Below are 21,487 nucleotides of genomic sequence, written 5' to 3'. Positions count from 1 at the left end.
AAAAAAAATTATTTCCTTCGACTTCTACTCTTCAGGTGTCCCTTGTTTAAGCTCCATTAATGTATGTTGTAAAGCTACTTGCACAGCCCCTGTAACAACCGCTCGTTCTCCAAGATCCGAACATATCAGCTGTGGTTGCACCGGAAATTGCTCGGCAACAGCTTTCCTTAGCAGAGGCAACAATACATCACCATTTCCACCAATGCCGCCTCCAAGCACGACTAATTCAGGGGCGAGCAGCGTACTAATCTGACGCAACGCCCAAGCGATCATCTGACTGTACTCTTGTATAATCTCGATAGCCCATGCCTCTCCGCTCCGAGTCGCCGCAAAAATATCCTCAGGTTGCATGTCTGAACTTAAAGGGCCGTTTAGGTAACGTTGCTTCGCTAGTCTCATCAGCCCATCAGCCGACAACACATCTTCGAGACGGCGGCCATCCTGCATCCGCATCTCGGCTACTTCACCAGTCAGTCCCCCCAAGCCATGCAGCAAATGACCCTGAACCATGATCCCCGCACCCGTTCCCGCGCCAATGGAGAGGAATACGAACAAAGGTGAATTCATCGCAGCTCCCTTTCTGTACTCCCCGAGTGCAGCGAGATTCACATCATTGCCCAGCATAATATCACATGGAAAGGCACGAGCTAAGGCATCACGGGAGAAGTTCTGCTCCATGCCTGCAAGCGGGTCTACAATCCGGCTAATCTTGCCTGAGACAGGCAAAACAACACCTGGAATCCCAAACCCGATGCAACGAAGATCACTCCACAGAAGGTGATTATTCTGAAGCAGCTGATCCACATAGCTGTGTAACAATCGAAGTACAGGCGCTTCAGAGGGAACAGATGTCTCATGCCCACCCTCGACTCCAGCCTCTCCAGAGGACTGCGCGATTACTGAGTTGGACTGCACGTACTGATCTGGATCAATTGGCGGATAAGTAGCATAGGCTATGATTTGCCCATTCAGGTCAGACAGGGCAATTCGAATTCGTGTAGCCCCGATATCAATACCGCAGACATAATAAGCTGTTTCATTAAATTGAATTAACATGGCCTTGCGCCCTTGGGCATTGTCTGCCCGACCTGTTTCCTTCACCAGATTACGCTCAATCAGGTGCTCTACCGCTGATGATACTGTCGGTTTGCTAAGTCCTGTTTGACGGCTGATATCCGCTCTCGACATGGAGCCTTGTGTAATCAGGGCATCCATAATCAGGTTTTCATTCAGATTACGGATATATTGCGGTGTGCCAGCCATTTTATCACCTCCGCTCTATAGTTAGTTAAGTTTCTTAACGAATTAAATTCAATATATCATCCACTTTGAAGTGTGTACAGCATATTCTGAGCGAATACATCTCATGCAAATGACATCTGCTGCAATCATGTTGAATCAGGAAAAAACAGCCAAAAAACTTCTGTGTATTATCGAAGGCAATATCATTCCACAACGTAAAAAGGACGAAGCGGGAATCGTTCCTCACTTCGTCCTTATTATATCGAACCATTACAATATATTATGACTTCGAAAGCTCAATAAACCCTTCTCCGAATACATCGCGTACGTCATGAATGGTGATAAATGCAATCTCATCCTCTGCCCGTACAATTTTCTTCAGCATCGGCACTTCTTGCTTGCTGATTACAATATACAAAATCTCTTTCGGATTCTTCGTATAATAACCGTGGCCAGACAGAACCGTAACCCCACGATCCATCTTCTCAATGACCTGCTTCGCGATCTGATCCTGCTTCGATGAGATAATCATAACTGCCTTTTTCGGATTCAGTCCCTCAATAATAAATTCCATCGTTTTCGTTCCAACAAACAGTAACACGATCGTACACATCAAGCCCTGTGGCCCAATAATAAAGTAAGAAGAGAATGCCACAATCAGATCAAAGAAAAGCAATCCGTAGCTGATATTCCAGTCCAGATATTTATTCGCAAGTCGTGCCAGAATGACCGTACCTGCCGTTGTTCCTCCTACTTTGACAATTAAGCCGATCCCGAGACCTGCAAATACACCTGCAAAAATGGTATTAACCCACAGCTCATCTGATGCGATGCTCCAGCTTTCTGTCAGGTGCAGGAACAGCGAGTTAAAGATAACTGCAATAATCGTATATACTGTCGTGGTTCGATCCAGGAACTTATAACCTACGATTAACAGTATACCGTTGAGGATCAGGTTCATCAGTCCTGGAGACCAGTGAAACAGATAATACAAAATGATCGTGATCCCTGTTACGCCCCCCTCTGCCAGATCATTGGGGATGACAAACAAGTTTACCGCCAGCGCAAACAGAAACGCACCAGCCATAATAAATAAAATATCCGTGATTCTTCTTTTCATTCAGCGCTCCATCCAATCCATCCAAAAATAATAGCTTATCTAAACCTTTCAAAATCAATGTCCCTCATCTACACCTTTTAAAATCAATCTACTTCATCTAAATCCTCAAAAAATCAAATCGCATTTCATCTAAACCTTCCAATATTCGTCTTACCCTAACTAACACATCTAAAAATAACTCTCTACCTAATAACCTGTCATACACACTCCAGGATAGATTCTACCATGCTCTTCGCAAAATTTGTATACATAATACAAATTGTTGCGTCATTTGTGCAAAGGAAATTTGAAAACGTCATCTTTTCGCGCTATGTATCATGTAAAACGGAAACTGACCATGACAAATGTCATGGTCCATACTTGATATTTGTCATTACAGCAGGCTGACGTTTATGACTTACCGTCATGCACGCATTCTTTTACAATGATAAAAACGCTTCCCAAAAGAAGATTATCGGGAATCGACAGGGTACAGACCGCTATGGTTTGTACGCATAAGGAGGAACATGCATGAGCAGAAGCAAAGAAATGGCGCTGAAAAAAGAAGTTACACCTTTTGAAAAAAACGATCTCAAACTTAGCATTCGTCAATTAATCAATACATTAGTCCCGCTCTTTCTATTATGGGCAGCTGCATATTACAGCTTATCGATCTCGTACTGGCTTACGTTCCCTATCGCACTAGTCGCATCGGGATTCGTGCTTCGAACGTTTATTATTTTTCATGACTGCTGTCATGGCTCATTCTTCAAAAGCAAACGGGCTAACGATATTCTCGGCACCATCACGGGCGTATTAACCCTGACTCCCTACCAGCAATGGAAAGCAGAGCATTCCATCCACCATGCAACAAGCGGCAATCTGGATAAACGCGGTGTAGGTGACATCTGGGTTATGACCGTCGATGAATATAAGTCTGCAACACCTTGGATGCGTCTCTTCTATCGTGTGTATCGTAACCCGGTGATCATGTTTGGCATTGGACCAATCTATGTGTTTCTGTTTGCCTATCGTTTTAACCGCAAAGCGGCAAGACGCAAGGAAAGAATTAATACCCATTTAACAACGATTCTAATCATCGCTCTGTATAGCTTCATGTGCTGGCTGATTGGATGGCAAGCTTTTATCATGGTGCAGGCACCCGTATTTTTCTTCTCCGGTTTCTTCGGCATCTGGCTGTTCTACGTACAGCACCAGTTTGAAGAGACCTATTTCGAACATGAAGATGAATGGAGTTATGTCAAAGCAGCAGTAGAGGGAAGCTCTTATTACAAACTGCCTAAGCTACTGCAATGGATCAGCGGAAATATCGGATTCCACCACGTGCACCACTTGAGTCCGCGTGTACCAAACTACTATCTGGAAGAAGCACATAATGCAACACCGCCTTTGCAGAAAGCCACAACGATTACCCTTCGTTCCAGTCTGGTTGCGCTCCGCTTCCGTCTGTGGGATGAAGAACACAAACAATTCATCAGTTTCAGAGAGCTGAAACAAGCATCACGCAAAAAATATATTCCGAATCAGAATCCGAATCCTATTCGGGTAACCAATCAAGCGGGTCTGACAGAGAAGCCTTAGGCTCTGTCGGATTCGTTTTCTTGTATTCAGACGGCAGTCATGCTACAGTCAGGCTAAAGTCCGGTAACACCTTTTTCAAGGAGGAGAATGACATTCAGAAGTGGTCGCAACTATTTTATAAAAATACGGGGTTGAATCCATATGTATGGCTTGTTTTTTTCATTCTGCCCTTCTACTACATCTCTCAATATTCGCAATTGTGGACACTGGTGACCGGTATTATCATTATTCTTGTATTTTTCGTGTGTTATCTACTGGCCTTCATCACCAAGGGCTGGCAGGTCTACATGTGGATCGGACTACTGATTGCCATCTCCATTACGATGACGATTGCGTATGATTATGCCTATTTCTCATTATTTCTCGCTTTTTTTATTGGCAATATTAAAAATAAAGCTGGATTTTTCACCCTTTACTCGGTAAATCTCGGTGCAAGCTTCCTTACGGTCAATTATGGTTTTATCAACCAAAGCTCGCTGTTGCTTAGCCAATTTCCATTTGTCTTTATCAGTCTGATGGCCTCGATTCTTCTGCCGATTAGCACGTACAATAAAAACAAGCGTGAGCAGCTAGAGGGCCAGCTGGAAAATGCGAACAAACGGCTGGATGATCTGGTGAAAATGGAAGAGCGTCAACGGATTGCACGAGACTTGCACGATACGCTGGGGCAAAAGCTCTCGCTGATCGGTCTCAAAACCGATCTGGCCAAGCGCCTGCTTCGCAAAAATCCGGATCAAGCCATCACTGAACTGAATGAACTTAGACAGACAGCAAGCACAGCGTTGAAGGAAGTTCGCGAGATGGTTACAACGATGCGTGGAACGCAACTTGTGGATGAAATGTTCCGGGCGGAGCAAATTCTGAAAGCCGCTTCCATTGAGTTTATTTTACATGGCAACCCCAAGCTACAGGACACCTCACAATTAAATGAAAATGTGCTCGGAATGTGTTTAAAGGAAGCGGTGACCAATGTAGTCAAACACAGTCAGGCTACGAGGTGTATTATTGAAATTGAAGAAACCCCTTCCCACAATGTCTTAACCGTAGACGATAATGGGATAGGCATGGAGCGCACCCGCAAGCAAGATCGACGCGGAACGGGCATCCTCGGTATGAAAGAACGACTGGAATTTGTGAACGGCTGCATGGACATCCGGTCAGGTACAGGAATCGAAGGTACATCGCTGATCATCCATGTGCCCAAGCTGGTACGCAAACCGATAAAGGAGGCAGAAGAATGATCAGAATCGTCATTGCCGAAGATCAGCGTATGATGCTAGGCGCATTATCTTCGCTGCTTAATCTGGAGGAAGATATGGAGGTTGTTGGGCAAGCTAGCAATGGTCAGGAAGCTCTTGCACTCGTACATCAACATGCTCCTGATATCTGTTTAATGGATATCGAAATGCCTGTTAAAAGTGGGCTTGAGGCTGCCGAGGAACTGAAAGGCATGAACTGCAAAGTCATTATTCTCACCACGTTTGCCAGAACCGGATATTTCGAACGTGCGCTTAAAGGCGGTGTTCGCGGTTATTTGCTTAAGGACAGCCCCATAGAAGAGCTCGCCGAAGCGATTCGTCAAGTGATGAATGGCAGACGCATCTTCGCTCCCGATCTGGTCGACGAAGCTTATGTTGAGGAAAATCCATTAACCGAACGTGAACACGCCGTTCTTGGCCTCATGGCTGACGGAAAAAACACGAAGGAAATTGCCGGACACTTGTTCATCACAACGGGCACTGTTCGGAATTATATCTCGATTATTCTTAACAAATTGAATGCAAGTAACCGCATTGAAGCAATTACCCGCTCCAAAGAAAAAGGGTGGTTTAAGTGAAGGAGCCGGTAATGGACGCAAACGATAAACGATTCCCGTTACCTTGCATAAGAAACGCAATAAGCAAAAAGCTCGGCTCAAGAGGATTTATCCCTGTGCCGAGCTTTTTGCTTATTTTACCGATACAACCATTCCAAGTGCGTCCAATGGAACCTGGTCTGTTTTCAACTGATGAATTTGTTTGCCGTCTTGCCATGAAATCGTGACACGCACGCTTTTTCCGCCACTAGCATATTGCACGTCCACAAATCCTTTGTCTTTGGGAGCAGGTAACATATGTGACTCCAGGTACTCAACCATTTTCTTTGCAATCCCCGGGTTGTTCATCTGGTCCTCGGAGACGGAGCGAATCTGTAATGTCCATCGCCCTTCCTGCCATGTTAGATACTGACTACCGGCCGCGCCTTCCACCATGCCCTTGATGCCGTGTCCCAAATCAACACTCATATCCTTCGGTATATTTTGCAAATCTGTTTCAGGGAATACATCCGTTTGATTGGGATTCTCATAGGTTTTCACTTCATAACTCGCTAACCAAGGCATTTTGCTGTTTGAATTCGTTAATGAGGGATCATTTAATGCCAGTGGTTTGTTTACTGTATAAAAGTTTACATGTGAAGCATCGATCGTGTTTGTTGTAATTGCTGCCCCCAAATACTTACCCTTAGGTAATGGGAAAGAGGTCGGGAGCGACACGCTCTGATTCTTCAACTCGCTGCGGACAGCCTTCACAACTTCGTCAACATCGGATAACTCCGAATGGGTTGTACTTCCACTGGTATTTGAATTGGCGGTGCCATCTTTGCCTGATGAAGCAGAAGAAGCATTGGTAGCTGTATTCGTTTTCGTACCGTTCTCTCCAGTATCGGAAGAAGCGGAGCTCCCGCTTCCCGACTGCGTTTGCTCACTACCGGTTGTTGCGGATGGTTGCCCGCCCGTCGATGCCTGATTCGAGTCTGGTCCTCCGCATCCAGCCAGCGCGAGCAAAACGGCTGTCGTCACCGGAATGGTCATCCATAACGATTGTTTTTTCATGATGTATACCTCCTAATGTTTGCACCGGTCCAGTTCCTAGTTTTTCGTTGCTAGTGACCTGTTCTCATCGCTTGTCATTCCAGAAATTCACCGGTTGCACGTTCTTGGTTAAAATTTCGAATTGATATCCTTCCGCCTTCAATGTTTTCAATACTTGAGGCAATACTTTCAATGTAGCCTCCTGATCATGCATTAGTACTACAGGTGTAGTTCCATTTTTATGGATGTTGTGAACTTGCTGCATGACGTTATTGTATACTTTCTGATGATCTTTCTTGTATTTCCAGTCAAGTGAGTCAACGTTCCAATCCCACAGATGAAATCCTCCCTGCGCAAGAAGCACGTTGCGATAAGCAGGTTTCAAATAAGGTTTACTGCCATAGGGTGTGCGTACAAGACTCGTTTTAACACCAGCAACCTTATTCAAGCTTTCATTGGCTTGTTGCATTTCTTTCAATCCGCTGTAAGCATTTTTGTAAAATTTGCTTGGCACATGGGTTACACCATGCAATCCAAGTCCATGTCCTTCTTTTACAATACGTTGCGTTGCTTTCTGATATTGTTCCATATGAGGCCCAAGCATGAAAAAGGTAGCTTTGACTTTATATTCATCCAAAATATCGAGAAGTTGATTGGTATGCGCTGTAGGGCCATCATCAAAAGTCAGATATAAAATTTTTGTACTGGCCTTAGGGCTTGATTTATCGGCGGATGACGCTGTGGCTGATGCAGACTGTGGCAACAATAACAACGGTAACAGAAGTACAATAGCGAGTGTAGCAACGAATGATTTACGAAGTTGTAGCATAATAATAGTCTCCCTTGTGTGTGTTTTTACCCGGGTGTGTGTGTCCTCTTAACTCGTATCCCTTGGCGATTAATTTTAATAGTATCAGAGACACCTTTCACTCTTCTCGCTTCAAAGGCTACGGATGAGTTACACTTTTGTCAGATAAACTTAAAAATTAAAACGATTTTGATAGATTTGATCTCCAACCTAGCATCGATATCCATAGATCAATGTTGACATACTATTTATTACCCTATTTCTATATTCTGATAGACATATAATGAATTTAATAGGATTGAACACAGCAAAAAAGCTTGCACGAATGCAAGCTTTCTTCCGTATACACGGTATGTAATGTTACGAATATACGCTTTGACGTTTAGCTCTGCTTACTCCGCAGGAACCGTAAATGAACGTTTGCTGAACTCTGCATCCAGCATGTAGAAGGCGTTACTGTCATTCTCAATACGGCGCAGCTTCTGAATGATGTTATCAAACAAAGCTTCCTCTTCAACCTGTTCATCAATGAACCATTTCAAGAAATACATGGTTGCGTGTTCACGCTCGTTTAGCGCGATATCCGCCAGCGCATAAAATTTCTTCGTGTTTTGCTGTTCATGTGCATAACCGTGTTCAAACACATCCAGCATGGAGTCGTATTCATTTTTCGGTTCAGGCATCGCAGCCAGTGTAGCACGATGTCCGCGGTCATTCAGAAATTTATAAATTTTCATGCCATGGAAACGTTCCTCTTCCGCTTGTACGAGGAAAAAATTAGCAAATCCATCCAGGCTTTTGCTGGAACAATACGCAGCCATTGCCATGTATACATGAGCAGAGTAAAACTCGAAGTTCATCTGCTCGTTTAAAGACGCAGTCAGTTCTTGACTCATGAAAAAACACCTCTTTCTGTGGGAATGTTTTCATTTTAACACAACACGAAAGTAGCTTGCATCCGATTTTCTACATTATTCGTCATAGGACGAATTCACAGCACATAGTAATAAAAAAAAGCTCTGCCATGACGGCAGAGCTTTCTTTTATCATTTTGATGAAATGATTATACCAAGAACGCTTTGGAGATGATTACCAACAGGATGAACAGAACCAGAATCGCGCCTACAGAAGTGAAACCACCATAGCCGTAACCTCTTGTTTCTCCACCTAAAACTTCGCTCATTGATTGTACCTCCTCTGCAACAGGTATGGGTTATCTTATGCAGAGAACGAAACTTTGACAGGGCGAATGCCCCATTGTTAAAATTCGTTTGAATTCATTTTGAATCAGTACCGCGGCGACTGTACCTGCATGATATCCATAAAAGGTACCTTCGCCGTGAATTCCTCTTCCGTATGCTCAACATGTACAAGGCGTGTACGGGAATCCATTTTTACAATAATGCCCTGTACCTGGTCTTCCTTACCCCAGACGGTCAATAACACTTCTGAGCGCTCATGAAAAGCCTCCACAAGTTGATTCCCTAATTCCTCCAGCTCGAACTCATCCCGTGTGGGTCTTTTTGCGACTTTTGCTTTGGCCAAAACAGCTACCTCCTCTACTACGACGTCCCGATTCCACGGTTGCTTGCCGAGTGCATATTCAATTAGTATACCATTCATTTACGCTTGTGTAATGTCATGACACCTTTTTTCGGTAAGTTCCTTCGTATATTTTCAACTTGTATTCAGTTCCCATCATCTCTTACTCATCTTGAGCTTCAACCAGTATGGTGTATTCGTTCGATCTAGTCTCTCCCGAGCGTCGTTGTGCATTCCACTCATACGTGTAGAGGGCCGTCAAGGTCCCTTGCAGAATACCCGTTTGTTCAGGAGCAAGTTGCACAAGGTAAGCAAATTCTTTTTCCGATCCTGCGCCGAGCTCACCAATGTGAAGATACCTTGGAGTCGAATACTCGGGGATATTTAACTGCATCTGGCCACCCTCCTGCCCCACCCATTTAGCTCCCTGAGGCAGAATATTGCCCAACTGCACGCGTGCAGGCAACGAACCCGTGTTACTGACACTTACGTTAAAAGTGACCGTGCCTCCCTGCTCAACAATAGAGGGAAATACCTCCACATGAACCTGAATGACAGGCAATCTGACCTCCAGAACAGCTTCATTTGAGATAAGCCTGCGTTGAACTGTACGAGAATCCGGCAAGCGGAATGTGTATAGTAATGCGGCGCGATTCACATAACTGTGTTGCGTGGAAATCTCTGCCCCAGCCACTTCGTTTTCCACCTGAGCCTCAAATTGAATATGTAGCTCGGAGCGGGCAGTTAGTGTGCCCAGGTTAATCCCTGTATTGGGGTTCGAACCTGGACGTTTGACTCCATTCCAGCTGAGACTACCATCAACAAAGACTAGCGCTGCAGGCAAAACATCCTGTAGTTTGGCATCCACTGCATAATTGCTTTGGTTGGACACTGTGATATGATATTGCGCCGTATCTCCTGGTGTCGTTATTACAGGAGATACCGTTTTGAAAACAGAAATTTGAGGTTCAACAATAATCGGTGTGACCACATTGGAATAAACCACTTCTTGTTTCCCTGCAGTAATGTATTTTAATACAGCCTCACTTGATAATTGATCCGGGGCTTGCGAACCTGTTACCTGGGTTACCTGTACTCGATACTGCACTCGAATCACATTTCCTGGCCCAATATCACCAAGATCAATTCCAGCATCCGGTGTGACTTGTGGTGCGAACATATCGTTAATCGTCACACTTGCCGGGATAAAGATGGCACCTTGTGGCAACCTCACTGTTAATACGGCATCTGTCGCCGCGGCAAACCCCGGATTGCTCACTAGCACCGTGTACATCAAGATATCTCCAGCAAACGTGTTGCTCCGGTCCACTTGCAAGCTCACTTCGAGCCGCGATGTTTCGATACGAACTTCAACAACGTTGGATTTTTCCGTCCCGTTAACCGTTCTACTGTCTGTTGTGACAAACTCATATTTTACTTCCGCCTGGTTCAATAGCGTGAGATTTCCAGGCACTCGCACTATAACGACTTGAAAATGATAGGTCAGCACTGCACCAGGTGCAACTTCTGCCGGGGGCAATCCCTGCGTGGGAGAGACTCCTGGCAAGGGGATACCATTGCTCAGAACGCTGTTTGGCAGAAGCGACGTTTCCTGAGAGAGCGGGTCTACCACACGGATCATTGCCGTGCGGTTTCCCGTATTCACAATCTCAATCTGATAAGTCAGAGATTGGCCCAAGGCTGCTGTCGTTACATTGCATCGTTTGCTCACTTTGAGCCTGGGGCCGACCCATGGTGTCACAACGGTGTTGGAATAAGCCACCTGTTCCAGTTCAGTCGTACCCGAGCTGAATCGAACCAGGGACTGATTCTTTAACCAGTGGGACAACGTACCTGGAATTTCGCTCATATCACCACAACCTCTACATTGAATGTAACTGTAGTAGAAGCACCGGCAGCAATGGAACCTAGTGTGATACCCGTATTCGGATTACCTGTCGGTCTTGCCACACCATTTACAACTACACTTCCCGGCACAAATACAGTTCCAACGGGAACCGGATCGACCATGACCACGTTATTCACTGTTTCTATGCCGTTATTCGTCACCACCACCGTATACGTGATCACATCACCAACGACTGCATCAATGGCACTGGTGCTCTTGACAACACTTACATTCGGTGCCGATACAGGAATAATAAGTACATTGGACGATACCGTTCCCGTCAATACACGCCCATCTGGTGGACTGAATGTATAGTTCGCGACTGCTTGGTTGCGGAGTTGCTGATTTTGAGGCAACGAATCGACTGTTACGCCCAGGGTGACCGTAACATTTACAGAGCCACCAGGAGGAATGTTACCTACGACGATGCCCGTTTCGGGGTTAGCACCTGGCTGTGGCACACCATCGATCAGAACGCTGTTCGGGAGAAGTACCGCACCGGTTGGAATGTTATCTGTTAATGTAAGCGTCGCAACAAGGTTACCGCTGTTGTTAATTGTAAATGAATACACGATGTCGTCACCAACCGTAGCGTTTGATGTGCTTGCTGTTTTGGAAACGGTAATAATGGGCTGATAGATTGGAGTAACAATCGTATTGGAATACGCAGCTCCAGAGAACACCCCCGATGTAAAGCTTACAGATGATTGACTGCTGACTTGCGGCGGTGTCGGAAGAGAGTTGACGCGAACAGCATAGGATACCGCAACCGACTCCCCAGGAGCAAGTGTACCAAGTGCAATGCCTAGTGCCGGGTTCGCCGAAGCACGAGGTATGCCGTTAACCAGTACACTTCCCGTAACAAAAGTGGTCGCCGGATCGATCGGGTCTGTCAGAACGATATTGTTGACCGGGTCTATACCACTGTTGGTCACAACCATCTCATAAACAATGGTGTCGCCTACGACGGCATCTGTAGATGTTGTTGTTTTCACAACAGTGACATTCGGTGCCGAGACTTGAATAATCAGAGCGTTCGAAGTAATGCTTCCCCCAAGTGTTCTTCCATCCGGTAGCGTGTACGTAAAGGTTGCTGACGCCTGATTTGTAATCGATTGGCTCACCGGTAGCGTTGTGATGACGATTGAAAAAGTGACGATGGTCGTGGTGGATACCACACCAAGAGAAATTCCCGAAGCGGGGTCAACGCCAGGTGCCGAAGCGCCATTAATAACGACACTGTTTGGCACAAACTCCGTTCCGGCAGGAATGGTATCGGTCAGTGTCACCGATGCACCATAGTTTCCGGTATTTGTGACAGCAATGCTATAGATTACCGTATCTCCCACCGTGGCGATGGCTTGATCCCCCGTTTTGACTGCAGCCAGAATAGGCTGGTATACCGGGGTCGAGACCGTGTTGGAAAACGTCGTCGCTGAGAATGCTCCTGAAGTAAAACTTACCGTGGATTGATTGTTCAATACAGCCGTTGCGGGCAGACTTGTCACTCGTACACTAAATACAACGGTCACAGTGACCCCAGGTGCAATGGAACCCAAAGTGATGCCTGTTGAAGGATTGGCATTGGGACGCAGCACGCCATCCACAAAGACACCGCTAGGTGCAAGTACTGTACTCGCTGGCAAAGCATCCGTAAATATGACATTGCTGACATTCTCTATACCATTGTTGGTAACAGCAATAGAATACGTCACCGTATCGCCTACCGAAGCGGCTGTGGAAGTTGTAGATTTTACCACCTGAACATTAGGTGCGGACACCGGAATCGTTAGTACATTAGAGAGCACGGATCTATTGATGCTTCTTCCATCCGGCAGGGTGAATGATAAGGCAACCGAAGCCTGGTTCACAAGTTGTTGCGGGCTTGGAAGTGTCTCAATGACAACAGAAAATGTAATGGTTGTTGTCGCCCCGGCTGCAACCGTCCCCGCAGGAATACCCGTTGCCGGAGTGGCCGCTGGAAGCGGCTGACCATTGACGATAACACTGTTCGGCACTAGCACTGTGCCTGTCGGCAAATTATCGGTCAGGTTAATCTGCGCTCCAAAATTCCCCTGATTATTCACACTAATCGTATAACTGACTGTGTCGCCTACGGTGGCATTCTGGGTACTGGCTGTTTTCTGCGCTACTAATACGGGTTGGAATACCGGGGTTAATACGGTATTCGAGAACGTTGTACCCGAGAAGGTTCCGGAAGTAAACGTAACCGTCGACCGATTACTCAACTGATTGTTCGTAGGAATTCCGTTAACAATGACGCTGAATGTAACGGTTGCCGTTCCACCTGGTGCAAGGGTCCCTAGCGGTATTCCTCCTGAAGGACTTGCTGCGGGTTGTGCCACACCGTTTATCGTCACACTCCCCGCCACAAATGAAGCCCCGGACGGAATCGGGTCTGAAAACTGCACACCGTTCACAGGCGCAATACCGCTATTAGTCACCAATACGGAATAAACAATAGTGTCACCCACGGTTGCAGCTGTAGATACTGTGCTTTTTACTACACTAACGTTAGGCGATGAAACCGGGAAGGTAAGTGTGTTAGACGTTGCTGTTCCCGTTAATGTTCGCCCGTCAGGCGGTGTGAATGTAAACGTCGATGAAGCAAAATTGCTAAGTTGCTGTGGAGACGGCAAGGAATCCACAACGACTGCAAACGTTACGACGGCTGTTGCTCCTGCCGCTACAACGCCTACCGGAATGCCAGTGCCTGGCGTAACACCCGGCTGTGGTATACCCGAGACAACAACACTATTAGGAACAAGGGTTGTCGCTGCCGGAATCGCATCCGTTACCGTAACATTCGCTTGCAGATTTCCGGTGTTGCTCACCGTTATGGTGTAAACAACGGTATCTCCCACGGTTGCGTTGATGGTATTCGCCGTTTTGACAAGTGCAATTTGCGGCTGTATGACAGGGGTCTGTGTTGTATTGGATGATGATGAACCCGAAAAAGAACCGGAAGTAAAGCTGACCGTCGACTGATTGTTAATCTGGGAAGGGATCGGCATAGTAATCCTCACCTCAAAAGTTACGGTAACTTCGGCTCCCGGGGCCAAAGTACCGATTGGGATGCCGGCGGTCGGATTGGAGAGCGGTGAAGCAATGCCGTTCACCAGGACACTTCCGGGTATAAATGGGGTGTTCGAAGGCAGCGGATCGAGAAAAATGACGTTGTTCACAGCGGTGGTGCCGTTATTTCGTATGACAGAGGTGTAACGAATCACATCCCCGGATACCGCATAATCCGCGTTATCGGTTTTGATAATGCTGACATTAGGCAAGGACACCGGAATGCTCACTGTATTGGATGAAACAAAACCCGCAATAACTCTTCCGCTTGGCAATGTGTAGCTGTAGGAGGCAACCGCCTGGTTAATTAACTGTCTTGGATCGGGCAGACTTGTGACAGTTGCAAGAAAAGATAGCGTCACGGATGCTCCGGCACCCAATGTTCCCAAATTTATTCCCGTATTGGGACTAACGCCCGGAACGGGGGTTCCGTTAATCAAGACACTGTTTGTCACAAATATAGCTCCAGCAGGAACCGGATCGCTCAGGGTAACCACTGCCGGGATATTACCTGTATTCGTAATCTGAACATTGTAGTTGAAAGTGTCTCCCACGGTCAGACTTGACGTACTTGCTGACTTCAGCACTTGAATAACCGGTTGATAGACAGGGGTGTTCACTGTCACTGATGAAGACACGCCATTAAAACTGCCTGAAGTAAAGGCGGCACTTGCCCTGTTGCTTACCACACCTGATGTAGGAACAGCCGTAATTCTGGTCTGATATGTCACTGTGATACTAGCGGAATTACTCAACGTCCCCAGGGCGATACCTGCAACGGGGCTGGCATTATTTTGCACGACTCCGTTCACTGTCACAGTCCCCGCTATGAATTCGGAGCCGGTTGAAGGCGTGTCAGAGAGCACCAGATTTTGTACAGCAGCCCCACCAGCGTTTGTGATGATAACCCTGTATGTCAACGCATCTCCAACTGTGCCGTCTGTCGTGTTTACTGTCTTGGACAGGGTAATATTCGGTGCGGAAGCAGGAATTCGGACGGTATTGGAACCGGAACTGCCCGATAGATTTCTGCCACTTGGAAGCTGATAGGTGTAAGTAGCTGATCCCTGATTTTCTAATACAGGTGGAGACGGAATCGAAGTCAATGTGGCTCGGAATATTACGGTTGCGCTGCCTCCAGGCAGAATGCTTCCCAGTGCAATCCCCGTAAGTGGACTTGTTCCTGGTCTAGCTGTGCCATTGACCGTTACTGAATCCGGCACAAATGTAAGGCCAGCCGGAATTGTATCTGTCACATTGACTTGAGTCGCAATATTTCCCGTATTGCTAACAACGAGTGTATAAGAAAGCTGATCTCCCAGTGTTGCATTGGTTTGACTTGCCGACTTCACAATGGTAATCACAGGCTGATACACTGGCGTTGTTATGGAGTTGGAATTTGAAATACCTGTAAAAGCTCCTGAACTGTAAGACACAGAGGCCCGGTTAAGAAGTGATCCTCCTGTTGGTACGGACTGCACACTCACCTGAAAAGTCACCGTTGCGGAGGTCGCTGCATTTAATGTTCCCAAAGCGATTCCGCTGGCAGGGTTAGCAGACGGTACACTTGTACCCCGAACCGTGACACTTCCAGGGACAAAGCTCAGCCCTGTTGGAAGACTATCTGACAATATTGCATTCGTGATTGGCTGTATGCCCCCGTTGGTTGTAACTACCGAATACGTGAAGGTCTCACCGACAGCAACATCCGTAACCGTTGCCGTTTTGAGAACCGTCACATTCGGCAAGGTTACCGGAATGTTGAGTGTATTGGATGCCACAGTCCCCGTAATCGTTCTTCCGTCTGGTGAGTTAAAGGAATAAGAGGCTGTCGCCTGATCAACCAATGTCGGCGGTGTGGGCAAGTTAGTTACCAGTACCTGAAACGTAATGGTGGTTACGCTTCCTTCAGCAAGTGTGCCCAGATTTACACCTGTTGCAGGATTGGCTCCTGCGACCACCGTTCCATTAACACGGAAACTACCAGCTACATAAGAGCTGCCGGCTGGAATATTGTCAGCTATGGTCACACTTGCGCCTACATTCCCTCCATTCGTCACTTGAAGCGTATAGGTCACCTGATCGCCAACCGTTGCATTCGTTGTGTTCGCCGATTTTACGATAGACAGGTTCGGTGAATATACAGGTAGCGTTGCATTATTGGAAGGGATAACACCACTAATGATTGGCCCGCCAGCAACACTCTGAAAAGTAAATGCGGCATTCGCGGAATTGACGAGTTGCAGCACACTTGTGTCGTTTGTAATCTGAGCACGGTAAGTGACGACAACACTGCTGTTGAGAGCCAAAGAGCCTAAAGGTATTCCTGATGTTACATCCAATGTCGGCCTTGGCACTCCGCCTACCGTAATGCTTCCAGGGACAAATGTTAAACCGGCAGGAAGCGTATCTGACAGGACCACACTGGCTGCACTAGCCGAACCGCCATTCGTAATGGTGGCTGTATACGTGACGGTATCTCCGGCAACTGCGCCCGTTGCTGTAAATGACTTTGCCACAGTGATTCGTGGTGCGTTAATATCAACTTGTATGGCGTTACCATTGACGATGTAAGCATCGCCAGAGGTAGTCAGTGTCAGAACTGCCGAAGACTGATTGTTGATCAGCCTTGCAGACACATCGACATTGGTAATATCCCAGCCCTGACGTCCCCCGACAATATTGGTTCCTGGTGCTCCATTTATCTGGTTGCGAGTTCCAAATGTGCCTGTCGTATTCAGAGCACCCGTATCGCCATTAATTTGAGATGCAAAAAAATTGGCCGCTAGATTATTTGGCCCGGACAATGCAACTGAGGTTGCAGATGTCGCTCCAAATAACGCCTGATCTCCTGTCCGGTTCGCATCCCCCTCCTGCGCACTGAACAGCGCTCTTCCCCCGAGCGCTCCGGAAATAGGCGTTGCAAAGCCAGTAAGCGTCGTAACAACCGGTGCCGAACTCGCTTGAACAAGGACTCCCCCCGCACGTAAAGACATGTTACGAAAAGGGAGATTTCCGTTTTGATAAATGACGCCCAGCGTCCAGCCTGCATGATTCGCTGTTGCATCATTGGTAATCACAATCGTACCTACGACTCCCCCGGTGACATATGTACCTGCGCCCCCATTTTGTACAAGAGTGGTAACGTTAGCCGATCGTACATATCCCGCTGCGTTGTTGCCAAGGTCGAACTGATTGTATGTGGCCGGATCTGGAGTAACACTAAATGTGCCTGCAGGGGTGGTGAACGTAACCGGATTATTGATTGCTGCACTGAGATTGACCGTTCCATTAATATAACTTCCGCCCCAGATCAACTCCGCATATAGAACCGTGCTGCCTGTTGGTAGAACCAGAATCGCTGCCGAGCTATTGCTCTGGTATAGACTGGTTGTTCCAGCCGGGTATGTTCCATAAGTGGAAGCCGTATTAATCGTGGTAAAGCCTCCGATACTGTCTTGCGTTCCTGGCACTCCTGCCGTGTCAGAACGGCTTAGTCCAAGTGTATTGCCCGTAAACGTAATTGCACCTGTAGCGTTGACAGTTGAACGAACGACAAGAGGAATGGATTTCACCTCCCCTTCAGCGGAAAATGAGAATTCTGCAACAGAGCCTGTTATCAGTCTATGATCAAACGGCAGCAAATTTGTATGTCCACTTTCAAAACTTTGGATATTCTATGGATTTTTATGTAAGGTTTATTATCATGCTTAAAATTTTATCCCTTGCGTTTTAACAATAGTATCTTATAATCTACTTATACGAGAGCAATCTGTCGTATCATTTTGATGCAGTCAGCGGTGATTTATGAATAGTCAAGCAGAACATAACAGCCCTATTCCAAGAGAGTATGAGATCAAGCAATCCAAATGGTTACGTAAAATGCTTCATGCTTACTGGGTCGTTGTTATTGTACATTTCTTTATTCAGATTGGTAGTTATCTTTTTTTGAAATATGATCGCACTCCCCAAGATTTTATAGTAAACGTCCTATTTTGGCCCACAGCCCTAGCTGTTTTTTGCATTTTACTCACCCGTTATATGGATCGAAAATTTCCTTCCTGTTCGTTCTATACGATGTCCGTAACCAGTACGGTAATCGCTTGGACCATTATTCATGTCAATTACGATATTCGGATCATGCCAGCGATATGTCTATTACCGATCTTTGCCTCTGTGTTGTTTTTTGACAGCAAACGCGTCTGGTTTATTTTTACATTGCAGATGGCGGGGTATGGACTGCTTCTGATTGATCCAGCGTATCGCGCATACTTGAGCTCATTTGATATGGTCTCGATTCCAGCATTCCTGATCCTGGCCACTTATGTGGCACAAATCATTGTCACTAGCGGTGTGGAGGTACTGGACGATTTGCAGACAAGTATGAACGCGAAGGAAGACCTTATCGTACGAAACGCCATTATTGCCAAACAGTCCAAAACAGACGGGTTAACGAATCTTTACAATCAGAGCTCGTTCAAGGATTATTATGAAAAGGCATTTGAGTACGCCAATCTCGGAATGAGTCTGCATTTGGCGCTGATTGATATCGATGATTTTAAAGTGATCAATGATACGTACGGTCACCGTGTGGGCGACATCATTTTGGAAAAGGTGTCCTTGATCATTCAGGAGAGCATCACAGCTAGTGACATTGCTGCACGTTATGGCGGCGAGGAATTTGCTTTGTTAATGTTCGAACAATCCTTTGAACAAGCTTATGATCTGGTTGAACATATCCGGCAAAAAATTTCATTAATGGGCCATCTGGAACTTGGGGGCGCTTCCATTACCGTAAGCATCGGCCTCAAAGGATACAACCTTGATTTGAGTAAAGATAAGTTGTTTGAAGAAGTGGATGCTTGCCTGTATGCTGCCAAACGTTCAGGTAAAAATAAAACCGTAACATCACTCGTTTCAGCATAATGAGGAGGAGCCAGTAATTGGAAAAAGTTGTGTGGCACACACCCGGATAACCGGATCACCACACAACTTTTTTTGCTTTTTATACGAATCGGCCTGTTTTCCGAACTTGCCTTCTTGCTTTATTCTTCTGCCCATTCCCAGCGATGGCGATATTGCTCCAGCCTTGGGTGGACTTGTTCAGGCTGACCGTCAATAATGAGACGAAGTTCCTTGATCCAATCCGTAAAGGAGTCAAAGGATGCCCATTGATTAGCCATTTCTAAGGTCATATACAGAAAAAGAGGGGACGGGTATTCGGCTTGAATATGTCGTAGCGCTGTGTCGATTGGCGTATACTTTTTTCGTTTCCCTTCTAATCCCTCTACCCGGATTGGTGCAGACGGGTGATCGCGCCTCCATTCATGAAGACGATCCTCTCTCTTGTAAAAGGATTGTACCGAATCTCGGCTCATTCGTTTTACCGTGCTTTCATGTAATGGGTAGAGCACTAGCTGCTTGAAAGCTCTTGCATCCATAATTGCCGCTGCACGCTCAAGCTGTTCGTCCGTTACGTTTTCGAACGAATCGTAGAAGATCAGTGAACCCTTGCGACTAGGCTGGGCAGGCTCATAGCCAAAGGGTACGTTTGCATATTTTCCAGACAAGCGCCCCACCTCCCTTCTCAGTTAAGTTACTATTAGCCAACCACACCTGCCTGAATGATCCATGAGTCAAACTTCATATCGTTATTATATCCTAGCCCTCGTTATCCGACTCGGAATAAAATGTGACTCTGTTCTTGCCCGCACGTTTGGACCTGTAAAGTGCCTCGTCGGCCATCCGAATAATCTCACTCGGATTGTTGCTATTCGTCGGATACTCCGCTCCTCCAATACTGCAACCAATATGAACACGCTCATACTCGATAATGAATGGTTTGTTCAAACTTTGAATAATATTTTGCGCATACTGGATCGCTTCCTGCCGCGGATCATCTCCGATAGAGCGAAGTACAATCAGGAATTCGTCACCACCAAGCCGAACGGTTATACCCTCTTCATGACTTAGTGCTGTAAGGCGCTGAGCAACCTTTTGCAACAAAACATCGCCCGTCTGATGTCCAAGCGAATCGTTCACACTTTTAAAACCGTCCAGATCCAGATAGAGAAACGTCAACGTATGGTCCTCGCTCTCTGTCTGTAGAGATTCCTCAAGATACGTCTCAAGGGCTGTGCGATTCTTCAATCCGGTCAGCTGATCATAATGTGCAAGATTCTGCATCACAACCAGTTCTGAGTCTTTATTCATGATCGAAGATACCATGTTTCGGAGTGACCGTGACAATGCCTCAATTTCCTTCAGCCCTTTGGTCTCAGGGATGTCAATATTCTCTCCAGCACCAAGACGATCTGCTACACGGGTTAGTCGAACCAGCGGAGCCGAGATCAGTCTGGAGAGAAACCACCCAATCGGCGCAAACAAAAGCATTACAACGATGCCAGCAAAGATGTTAAACCACATCAGATCAACAACAGAAGAAAAAGCTGCCGATTTACCCTGACGAATGATAATGGTCCAACCCAGTCCCGGATAATCCTTATATCCCTGGCTATACGCTAAACCGGTAACGTACTCCTTGCCATCCGGCCACTTTTCAGTGGACCAGCTACTTGTACTGTTCCGATGATCTCCAATCTCTTCTAGTGCAAGTGGTTTACCTACCCACTCTTTGGGGCCAAGAAGCACAGTGTGCTCTTTTTTGCTAACGATAAAGAATTCAATATCCTTCTCCTCACGTTGCAAGGGAACGAGTACGGAAGCCTCAACTTCTTTGGCCCATGCCCAGCTGAGATGTGCTGCTAATACACCACGAATCCGGCCATCACTATCCTTAAGCGGGAAGCTGATATCTACAAATTGCAATGGCTCTCCCGACGGATTAGGCAATAGTTTGGCGAGCAGCACCGCATTATGTACATCTCCAATAAATTTACCCTTGATTCCTTCCTGGTACACAGGCCGCTCCGATAAATCTTCCCCTAAAAGTATCCCGTCTGTGGCGGCTAGCACTTTTCCTTTTGGGTCCATGAATCCAACCCATGAAAAAGAGGGGAAGCTATTTTGCAGCTGATCCAACAGCAGTTGAATATCCTTGTGGTTAAATTCATCATTCATAGAGGCCATGTTGCCCAGAAGATTCATTTCACCAGAACGAGAGTACATGAAACGATCCAGCTTGTCCACGGTCTGTAGAGCCGTGCTTTCCAGGGAGTGGCCAATTTCGGTTTCCACCGCATCAAATGATTTTTGGCTGAAAACATATCCAATGGTTAAAATAACGAACAGAGATAACCCAGCGAAAATGACGGTGAGCACCGTTCTAAGTTTAAATGACATAATTCCTCCTGCACATACGGTGAACCGCTCTTACAA

15 protein-coding genes are annotated in these 21,487 nt (G+C 46.4%); 4 read left to right on the top strand and 11 right to left on the bottom strand.

Annotated elements, in window-relative coordinates:
• Window positions 1-24 precede the first annotated feature (24 nt).
• On the bottom strand, window positions 25-1,263 hold the full coding sequence (locus tag Q9R46_RS08145; RefSeq protein WP_311279594.1) for an ROK family transcriptional regulator: 1,239 nt from the start codon (window positions 1,261-1,263) through the stop codon (window positions 25-27).
• 259 nt (window positions 1,264-1,522) lie between these two features.
• Window positions 1,523-2,362, bottom strand: a complete 840-nt coding sequence (locus Q9R46_RS08140) for a YitT family protein (RefSeq protein WP_145330278.1) — start codon at window positions 2,360-2,362, stop codon at window positions 1,523-1,525.
• A gap of 510 nt (window positions 2,363-2,872) precedes the next feature.
• Between Q9R46_RS08140 and desA the strand changes: the two genes are divergently transcribed.
• From desA to Q9R46_RS08125, 3 genes are all read left to right on the top strand, one after another.
• Complete coding sequence (desA, locus tag Q9R46_RS08135) at window positions 2,873-3,943, top strand: Delta(5) desaturase DesA (RefSeq protein WP_311279593.1); 1,071 nt, start codon at window positions 2,873-2,875, stop codon at window positions 3,941-3,943.
• 92 nt (window positions 3,944-4,035) lie between these two features.
• The gene (locus tag Q9R46_RS08130) at window positions 4,036-5,184 is read left to right on the top strand and encodes a sensor histidine kinase (protein ID WP_311280975.1); all 1,149 of its coding nucleotides are present in this window, start codon (window positions 4,036-4,038) and stop codon (window positions 5,182-5,184) included.
• Entirely contained in the window at window positions 5,181-5,780 is a 600-nt protein-coding gene (locus Q9R46_RS08125) for a response regulator transcription factor (protein WP_145330274.1), read from the top strand. The genes Q9R46_RS08130 and Q9R46_RS08125 overlap by 4 nt, the downstream gene beginning before the upstream one ends.
• A 111-nt stretch (window positions 5,781-5,891) precedes the next feature.
• Here the strand turns inward: Q9R46_RS08125 and Q9R46_RS08120 are convergent, their stop codons facing one another.
• From Q9R46_RS08120 to Q9R46_RS08090, 7 genes are all read right to left on the bottom strand, one after another.
• Window positions 5,892-6,815, bottom strand: a complete 924-nt coding sequence (locus Q9R46_RS08120; RefSeq protein WP_311279591.1) for a hypothetical protein — start codon at window positions 6,813-6,815, stop codon at window positions 5,892-5,894.
• Window positions 6,816-6,879: 64 nt separating this feature from the next.
• Window positions 6,880-7,623 carry a polysaccharide deacetylase family protein gene (locus Q9R46_RS08115; protein ID WP_311279589.1) on the bottom strand — a complete coding sequence of 248 codons (744 nt, stop codon included), beginning with the start codon at window positions 7,621-7,623 and terminating at the stop codon, window positions 6,880-6,882.
• Between the two features lie 371 nt (window positions 7,624-7,994).
• A complete protein-coding gene (locus tag Q9R46_RS08110; protein ID WP_145330268.1) occupies window positions 7,995-8,498 on the bottom strand; it encodes a ferritin in 504 nt (167 codons plus the stop codon).
• 167 nt (window positions 8,499-8,665) lie between these two features.
• Window positions 8,666-8,785: a hypothetical protein gene (locus tag Q9R46_RS08105; protein WP_017688846.1), complete on the bottom strand. Its 120-nt coding sequence runs from the start codon at window positions 8,783-8,785 to the stop codon at window positions 8,666-8,668.
• A gap of 104 nt (window positions 8,786-8,889) precedes the next feature.
• Window positions 8,890-9,147, bottom strand: coding sequence for a YolD-like family protein (locus Q9R46_RS08100; protein ID WP_311279582.1), 258 nt, complete (start codon window positions 9,145-9,147; stop codon window positions 8,890-8,892).
• A gap of 160 nt (window positions 9,148-9,307) precedes the next feature.
• The gene (locus Q9R46_RS08095) at window positions 9,308-11,014 is read right to left on the bottom strand and encodes a hypothetical protein (protein ID WP_311279581.1); all 1,707 of its coding nucleotides are present in this window, start codon (window positions 11,012-11,014) and stop codon (window positions 9,308-9,310) included.
• On the bottom strand, window positions 11,011-17,724 hold the full coding sequence (locus Q9R46_RS08090; RefSeq protein ID WP_311279579.1) for a DUF7507 domain-containing protein: 6,714 nt from the start codon (window positions 17,722-17,724) through the stop codon (window positions 11,011-11,013). The genes Q9R46_RS08095 and Q9R46_RS08090 overlap by 4 nt, the downstream gene beginning before the upstream one ends.
• 232 nt (window positions 17,725-17,956) lie before the next feature.
• Between Q9R46_RS08090 and Q9R46_RS08085 the strand changes: the two genes are divergently transcribed.
• Window positions 17,957-19,075 carry a GGDEF domain-containing protein gene (locus tag Q9R46_RS08085; RefSeq protein ID WP_311279578.1) on the top strand — a complete coding sequence of 373 codons (1,119 nt, stop codon included), beginning with the start codon at window positions 17,957-17,959 and terminating at the stop codon, window positions 19,073-19,075.
• A gap of 119 nt (window positions 19,076-19,194) precedes the next feature.
• Here Q9R46_RS08085 and Q9R46_RS08080 read toward each other — a convergent pair whose 3' ends face one another.
• Complete coding sequence (locus Q9R46_RS08080) at window positions 19,195-19,719, bottom strand: hypothetical protein (protein WP_311279576.1); 525 nt, start codon at window positions 19,717-19,719, stop codon at window positions 19,195-19,197.
• Window positions 19,720-19,810: 91 nt separating this feature from the next.
• The gene (locus Q9R46_RS08075) at window positions 19,811-21,451 is read right to left on the bottom strand and encodes a diguanylate cyclase domain-containing protein (protein WP_311279575.1); all 1,641 of its coding nucleotides are present in this window, start codon (window positions 21,449-21,451) and stop codon (window positions 19,811-19,813) included.
• Window positions 21,452-21,487: the final 36 nt, after the last annotated feature.

The sequence above is a fragment of the Paenibacillus sp. RRE4 genome (assembly GCF_031844205.1).
In the GTDB taxonomy this organism is placed as follows: Bacteria; Bacillota; Bacilli; order Paenibacillales; family Paenibacillaceae; genus Paenibacillus; species Paenibacillus xylanexedens_B.
The sequence above is the reverse complement of the archived record's forward strand: the minus strand, read 5'-3'. Positions and strand labels throughout refer to the sequence as shown.